The following is a 3058-nucleotide window of genomic DNA, read 5'->3' as shown; positions in this document are numbered from 1 at the left end:
TCAGGGGTTACACGCAGCGTGCTGATCATATCTGTTATTTTTAATAGTATCAGTGAACCAAAAAATGCAAATGCCGATACACCAACTAAAGTTACCAGGTGAAGTAAAAACAAGTGGGTTTCGCCATAATATAATCCGTTGCCGGTAGTATTGGCCGAGTTAACGTTTTGATGGGCAAATACACCGGTTAACAACATACCAACCATACCGCCTACGCCATGGCAGGGGAATACATCAAGTGTATCATCAATACTGGTTTTGGTTCTCCATATTACTACCAGGTTACTTACCACGGCTGCAACTATACCAATAATTAATGAGTGGGGTACTGTTACGAAGCCGGCAGCAGGTGTAATAGCCACCAGACCTACAACGGCGCCGATACAGGCACCTAATACGCTTGGTTTTTTACCACGTAGGATATCAAAGAACATCCAGGACATTGCCGCGGCTGCAGATGCTGTAGTTGTAGTAGCCAAAGCTGTTGCAGCAAGTGTACCAGAACCTAATGCCGAACCTGCGTTAAAACCAAACCAGCCAAACCATAATAAACCGGTACCTAACAGTACATAGCTGATGYGGGCTGGAGTATGTGTAACTTCGTTACGTCCTTTTAAATACAGGGCTGATGCAAGTGCTGCCCAGCCGGCGCTCATGTGTACTACAGTACCACCTGCAAAGTCAAGTACGCCTTTTCCGAACAGAAAACCATCCGGATGCCATGTTGAGTGGGCCAGCGGTGCATATATAAATATCATAAACAGGCAAAGGAAAATAACATAGGAGTTAAAGCGGATACGCTCGGCAAAAGCGCCGGTGATTAGCGCGGGTGTAATTACGGCGAATTTTAACTGGAACATGGCAAATAATACCAGGGGGATAGTAGGAGCAAGTTTCCAGGTAGCGTTACCAAGGGTGCCTTTCATCATAAAAAAGGTACGCGGATCGCCAATGAAACCGCCAATGGTATCGCCAAATGCAAGGCTAAAACCAAAAATAACCCATATTACGGTAATTACGCCCATACACACAAAGCTTTGCAGCATAGTTGATAGTACGTTTTTTTTGCTCACCATACCGCCGTAAAAAAAGGCAAGGCCAGGTGTCATGATCAATACAAGGGCAGTACTAACCAATAGCCAGGCGGTATCGCCCGTATCAATTTTACTGTCTTTAATAGTTGTTAAGGTAACAGATGGGAATACGAGGGCCAATACAATTATAATTAATAGTATGCCAAATGGTATGAATCTTTTCATGCTTCGGGAATTAGGGAACATTTAATAAAATTAATAAGAAACCGCCCGGTACCCAATCAAAATACCGGGCAGTTTCAAAAACTAATACTGAAGAAGTCATCCAATCAAAATGCCTTCAGCATTAAAACTAAATTTTTTAAAAAACAATAAAATCCGGTTTGCGTAATCAGCGCAAGCGGATAAAATTGTTTAGCTATTACCAGAAATTATGAAATGGAAAGAGGATGAGTTTGCGGAAACGCGATAGTTCGCTGGTTCCCCCGCCGCAAATAAAATTAAGATACTTTACATGTATAGTGTAAAAATTGGGGCTTGTATAAATGCCTTGCAACGGATGTGCACCCCGGTGTTGCTGTAGATTGATGAGTTGTACCGGTACGTTATGCAAAAGGTAGTCATAATTATAAGGATTATGATGCGCCGTTGTAGCCGATACGGAGGTTTTTTTTTCTTCTTTGTGGGTAATATGGTATAATCCACCCCTTGCCGAGGCTGAAAACCCCGAAAAGAGCAGAAAAAATAAGGCAGTAAAATGATAAAGCCTGTTAACCATATTTAAATGTAGTAAAAAAATAAAATAATCATGTCTTTTTTATGAATATTTTAACTTTTTGTGCATTTAGATGGGAAATATGTACATATTTTGTTTTTAAAGTTTACTATTTAAATAAAAACCCTATTAAAAATTAAGTTTAAGAGCATTTTATTCGATAAAATGTTAGGTGTCCGATTTTTGTAAAAGGTAAGTTTTTTTATAGGATTCATCTGCTCATTGATTGAGTATTTTGGTTTTTATAAAATATTATACATGTAAAATCGTTATATGGTAATATTTAATTCTTAATAAAATGCATTCGGCCAAATTTGATTTGTATAACGTCGAGTGGCTCGATTTTATATTTAACCACCGTAACAAAGCGTACGGTGCTTACGAATTAAGGGAGCATTATAAGCGTACTTTGGCGAAAGCACTGGGCATAACTATGGCTGGTGTTGCTGTGTTTGTAGCACTTAGCCTGATTTTTAGACCCAAACCACCCGAAATGGTCAAAATAACAATGGTGGATCTYTCGCCGCAGCTTATTGAACCGGTTGCACCCGTAAAACCGCCCGAACCACCAAAACCTGCAGCCCCGGCTAAACCAATGCCGCGAGTGACAACAACAAGGTTTGTTACCCCGGTGATTGTTAGTAAAGGACCAACTGTTGAGCCGCCTGTAATCAGCAAAATTGAAGGTGCTATCGGCAATGTAGATATTAAGGTTCCGGGTAGTGGAAATGTTGATAACGTGCTTGATAATACAGGAACCAAGGGAGGTACCGGTACTGTACCTGTGGTTGTTCCCGTGGTGGATAACACCATACATGATTTTAGTGCCCTGGAAGTTATGCCCGAACCGGTTGGTGGCGTATCGGCTTGGAGCGGGTTTTTACAGAAAAACTTAAGATATCCGGTTGTAGCATCAGAGCAGGGTGTAACCGGCAGGGTGATTATGAGTTTTGTTGTAGAAAAAGATGGTCACTTATCAAACATCGCGGTTGAGCGTGGTGCAGGTTTTGGGTTTGATGAAGAAGCACTGCGGGTACTAAAGCTGGCCAAACCATGGAAAGCAGGTATGCAAAACGGTCTGCCGGTACGCGTTAAGTATGTAATACCTATTAAATTCCAGTTAGCAGATCAGAGTAATTAGTAATATAAAGGAGCAAGAATGGAAAAAGCAAAGGTAAAGATACAAAGTAGTGTTAATGAGTAGTAGTTTTTTAGCCCTGCATTATGCGGGGTTTTTTGTTAAAGGTTA

3 protein-coding genes are annotated in these 3058 nt (G+C 40.9%); 1 reads left to right on the top strand and 2 read right to left on the bottom strand.

Annotated features, from left to right (window positions below):
- The coding region (locus AC1DPZ_RS24655; RefSeq protein WP_477408457.1) for an ammonium transporter at nt 1-1259 on the bottom strand (1259 nt) is incomplete at its 3' end.
- 196 nt (nt 1260-1455) lie between these two features.
- Nucleotides 1456-1812, bottom strand: coding sequence for a hypothetical protein (locus AC1DPZ_RS24650; protein WP_477408455.1), 357 nt, complete (start codon nt 1810-1812; stop codon nt 1456-1458).
- A 295-nt stretch (nt 1813-2107) separates the two neighbouring features.
- Between AC1DPZ_RS24650 and AC1DPZ_RS24645 the strand changes: the two genes are divergently transcribed.
- Nucleotides 2108-2950, top strand: coding sequence for an energy transducer TonB (locus tag AC1DPZ_RS24645; RefSeq protein WP_477408453.1), 843 nt, complete (start codon nt 2108-2110; stop codon nt 2948-2950).
- Nucleotides 2951-3058: the final 108 nt, after the last annotated feature.

The sequence above is a fragment of the Mucilaginibacter sp. P4_G9 genome (assembly GCF_056400985.1).
Note: the sequence above shows the minus strand (reverse complement) of the source record. Positions and strands in the feature narration are given on the sequence as shown.

Excerpts from the sequence above, each read along its gene's own strand:
- AC1DPZ_RS24650 (WP_477408455.1), bottom strand. The coding sequence starts at position 1,812 with ATGGTTAACAGGCTTTATCATTTTACTGCCTTATTTTTTCTGCTCTTT.